Origin of the sequence: Pseudomonas sp. AL10 (assembly GCF_029960685.1) — a bacterium.
In the GTDB taxonomy this organism is placed as follows: domain Bacteria; phylum Pseudomonadota; class Gammaproteobacteria; order Pseudomonadales; family Pseudomonadaceae; genus Aquipseudomonas; species Aquipseudomonas lactis.
The window spans coordinates 1-3,582 of record NZ_JASBQZ010000084.1 but is presented as its reverse complement, the minus strand read 5'-3'; the positions used below and the strand labels follow the sequence as shown (position 1 = coordinate 3,582).

The window sequence follows — 3,582 nt, the reverse complement described above, 5'->3', positions numbered from 1 at the left end:
AGGGCGGAACCCTAAGTGGCCGTTACCGCAGCAATGGATATGCACACAATCCAACTTTGTCGCCTGCCAGGCCGCCTTCGCGAGCAAGCCCGCTCCCACAGTTTGATCGCGGGGCATCAGATAGATAGGGGCCGGCTGGGAGGCCGTCATCGCCGGCAAGCCACATGCGTGAGTGTTCAACTCAAAGCATTTTGAACGCTCCGCACGCTCGTCTTTCCAACGAGAACAGGATTAAACCTGGCTTTGATCCTCTAGCGTGAACACACCGGCAACAGGAGGCAGCCGACCATGACTGACAACCCCACCCAACCCTTAGCCGCAGTAGCGATGCTGGCCCTGCTCAGCGCCTGCGCTGGCAACAACTCACCCTCGAATGTCGAGGCCCCCGGAAAACCCACGAAGCCCTCGACCCGAACGCTGGAAGCCGGCGCCGCCCTGCTGCAATCACGCCCACCGATTGATGCCCTGAACGCCTACCTGGACGGCTTTCACTTCTACAACGGCCATCCCGATGTACAAATGGAAGCCCATCACTACTGTGCAATCCTCAACGAGGAGGTCATCCAGTGCGTGATCTACGACGGCAACCGCAAGGATGCCAAGTTGATGGGCGTGGAGTACATCATCAGCGAGGCGCAATTCAACACGCTGCCCGCGCCTGAAAAGGCGCTGTGGCATAGCCATGTGCATGAAGTGAAGTCAGGGCAACTGGTGGCTCCGGGAATCCCCGAGGTGGCGGAGCATGCACTGATGGAGAAGCTGGTGCACACCTACGGCAAGACCTGGCACACCTGGCATACCGATCTGGATAAACGCCTGCCCTTGGGCGTCCCGCAATTGATGATGGGGTTCACCGCTGACGGCCAGGCCGACCCGCGTATGGTCGCCGAGCGAGATAAACGCCTGGGCATCGACAGTACCGAAAAGAAAAAGGCTCGCGCCGATATCCCCACGCCGCCCATCGCACCCGGTGCAGACGCGTGGCGCCAGGGCACGGTTATCCAGATCGCCGACCCAACCCAAAAGGCCCACCGGCACTGACGCCGCCATTCAGTCATTTGGATTGAACGATCATTTGCGGGCCCTTCTCTACCCAAGACCAGCCAAAGGAGGATGTCATGATGATTGATACCGCAACCGGAATGAGGCCTGGCGAGCGATACGCCGTGGAAAACCTGGAGCGCACCCCGAACTTCAGCGGGTTTTTCCTGGACGGAAAGTACTACCTGGGCCCTGAACTGATGACGGCAGTCGGATGGCTTGAGGGCCAGACGTTTATCTACGATGAGCTCGATGCCACAGGCGAACCGGTGTTTCCCGACCGCGTCGCTGGCACCCTCGAAAACTTGACCCTGATACTGACTGACGGCGCCCGCCTACAACTGCACCCGGTGCCCGTCCACGTGCCCGAGGATTCGCCTGGCGTCGTGCAGGCCAAAGGGAAACTGCACGGCAAAACCGTGGTGATCACCGGCGCCTCCAGTGGCATTGGCCGCGCGGCTGCTCACGCCTTTGCCGAGCAAAGTACCCGCTTGGTATTGGCGGCTCGGGATGAAAAAGCCCTGGAAGAGGTGGTCGAGGAATGCGCTGCGCGCGGCGCCGAGGCCGTCGCCGTTAAAACCGATGTGACCCAGGGCGACCAGATGCGCGCATTGGCCGAACAGGCAGCGGCCTTCGGCAATGGCCGCATCGATATCTGGATCAATAACGCTGGTGTTGGCGCGGTCGGCAGTTTCGAGAACACGCCCCTGGAAGCCCACGAACAAGTGCTGCAAACCGACCTGCTCGGGTACCTGCGCGGCGCCCACGTGGTGTGGCCCTATTTCAAAGCCCAGCACCGCGGCATTCTGATCAACACCTTGTCGCTGGGCAGTTGGGTAGCCCAGCCCTATGCCGTCGCCTACTCAGCCAGTAAATACGGCCTGCGCGGCCTGACTGAAGCCCTGCGTGGCGAGCTGACTGATTACCCGGATATTCATGTGTGCGACATCTACCCCGCCGTGATGGACACACCGGGCTTTCGCGATGGCGGCAATTTTACCGGCCACGAGTTGACGCCACCGCCACCGGTCTATGACCCACATAAAGTCGCGCAAGCGATGGTGGCCTGTGCGCTGCAACCCAGAGACAGCACCACGGTAGGCAGCGCTGCCACCGTGGCCCGCGTCGCGCATTTTTTGCTGCCTGGCTTTGCCCGGTTATCCGGTTGGCTCACCCGCCTCGGCCTTGAGCGCAGCCAGCGCGCCGCGACGTCGGCGGGCAACCTCTACACCCCGGCAAGTGGCGAACGTCGCGTGGAAGGCGGCTGGCGGCAAACCCGCCGTACGCCCTATGGCATTGTTGCAATAGGCGCAGCGCTGCTAGTGGGTGGCGTTGTCGTTGCGCGCAAATATTCAGCTCGTCACAAATGAACACGGCAAATCCCGAATGCCAGCCAGTCAAGCGCAGCTCCTCTGTGGGAGCGGGCTTGCTCGCGAAGGCGTCGGTCCATTAAACATTGATGTGACTGATACACCGCTTTCGCGAGCAAGCCCGCTCCCACATTTGATCTTCGTTGTCTCCCCTTTATGAGGTAACCCAGCATGTCTTACGATTACCAAGGTACTGCCAGTGTCATCACTGCCTCGCGCCATCTTGGAACACCCTCAGATGAACGCCTTAACGAATCAAAAAGCATTCAAATGGCCAGCAGCGGGAAACCGACCATCGCGCGCTTGGACTTTGACACGCCATTGGATTGGCCCGGCAATCCCAACTTTATTACCGTCAATTTGCCTGACGGCTCCTCTGTCAGCGGGGTGATCGCCGAGCTGGAACGCCCGGCCGATGGGCCTGGATGGGTCACCTTTACGGTAGATGATTAAGCCTCATCCACGCCCTGCGCCCAGTCATCGAATTGTCGGACAACTTATTTGAATTTTTTTTGACGTCAAATATCTGTACTTCATGAGTATCAAGGAGGCCTCATGAAACACAACGACCTATTCACTATCGAGTACCAGCTGCACGGCGAGCCCAAGTCCTTCATCGTGCGCGCGCCGCGCATGGACAATGCCGAGGCTTGGCATTGGGCCAGTTGTGACGCTGGTGTGGCGGTCATCCCCAAATTCGGGCAACACACGTTCAAGCGTGTGTCCAAACCGATGGCGGAGAAATACGGCATTACCCAGGTGCGCTGGAGTGGCGCGGCACAGATTCAATGGGCGGAGGGCCTCAGAGGATGAACAGCCAGACTCTTGGTTACACAACGACAAACAGGCGGGACGATGAGGTCGCGCGAAACGCCGAGATGTTTTTCGAAGCGGATCGATTGGACGCGTTGGCGTACGAGATCATTGAGTCCTACAGCGGCGATGCGCAGACGTGGGCGCGCTTTACCGAGGCGAAGAAACGTGCGGATGCGCAGCGTACGGTGGCTTATCGGGAGTGGATGCGGATTCATCGCTCCAAGCGAAAATAACGTCAGTGGGCACGTATCGATCTGACACCCCACGATCCAAATGTGGGAGCTGGCTTGCCTGCGATGGCGGCCTAACAGTCAACACAGTTGGACCGGGTACATATCCGTTATTTAGGTAACGG

At 59.4% G+C, this 3,582-nt stretch carries 5 protein-coding genes; all 5 read left to right on the top strand.

Going from position 1 to position 3,582, the window contains the following annotated elements; genetic code table 11:
* Positions 1 to 288 precede the first annotated feature (288 nt).
* The gene (locus QK296_RS28855; RefSeq protein ID WP_282392338.1) at positions 289 to 1,041 is read left to right on the top strand and encodes an OBAP family protein; all 753 of its coding nucleotides are present in this window, start codon (positions 289 to 291) and stop codon (positions 1,039 to 1,041) included.
* 80 nt (positions 1,042 to 1,121) lie between these two features.
* Positions 1,122 to 2,411, top strand: a complete 1,290-nt coding sequence (locus tag QK296_RS28850) for an SDR family oxidoreductase (protein WP_282392340.1) — start codon at positions 1,122 to 1,124, stop codon at positions 2,409 to 2,411.
* Positions 2,412 to 2,582: 171 nt separating this feature from the next.
* Positions 2,583 to 2,864, top strand: coding sequence for a hypothetical protein (locus QK296_RS28845; RefSeq protein WP_032900539.1), 282 nt, complete (start codon positions 2,583 to 2,585; stop codon positions 2,862 to 2,864).
* 102 nt (positions 2,865 to 2,966) lie between these two features.
* Positions 2,967 to 3,224: a DUF6555 family protein gene (locus tag QK296_RS28840; RefSeq protein WP_003190423.1), complete on the top strand. Its 258-nt coding sequence runs from the start codon at positions 2,967 to 2,969 to the stop codon at positions 3,222 to 3,224.
* Positions 3,221 to 3,460: a hypothetical protein gene (locus QK296_RS28835; protein ID WP_032892362.1), complete on the top strand. Its 240-nt coding sequence runs from the start codon at positions 3,221 to 3,223 to the stop codon at positions 3,458 to 3,460. Before QK296_RS28840 ends, QK296_RS28835 begins: the two co-directional genes overlap by 4 nt.
* Positions 3,461 to 3,582 lie beyond the last annotated feature (122 nt).

Excerpts from the sequence above, each read along its gene's own strand:
- QK296_RS28855 (WP_282392338.1), top strand. The coding sequence starts at position 289 with ATGACTGACAACCCCACCCAACCCTTAGCCGCAGTAGCGATGCTGGCC.
- QK296_RS28840 (WP_003190423.1), top strand. The coding sequence starts at position 2,967 with ATGAAACACAACGACCTATTCACTATCGAGTACCAGCTGCACGGCGAG.
- QK296_RS28835 (WP_032892362.1), top strand. The coding sequence starts at position 3,221 with ATGAACAGCCAGACTCTTGGTTACACAACGACAAACAGGCGGGACGAT.
- QK296_RS28850 (WP_282392340.1), top strand. The coding sequence starts at position 1,122 with ATGATTGATACCGCAACCGGAATGAGGCCTGGCGAGCGATACGCCGTG.
- QK296_RS28845 (WP_032900539.1), top strand. The coding sequence starts at position 2,583 with ATGTCTTACGATTACCAAGGTACTGCCAGTGTCATCACTGCCTCGCGC.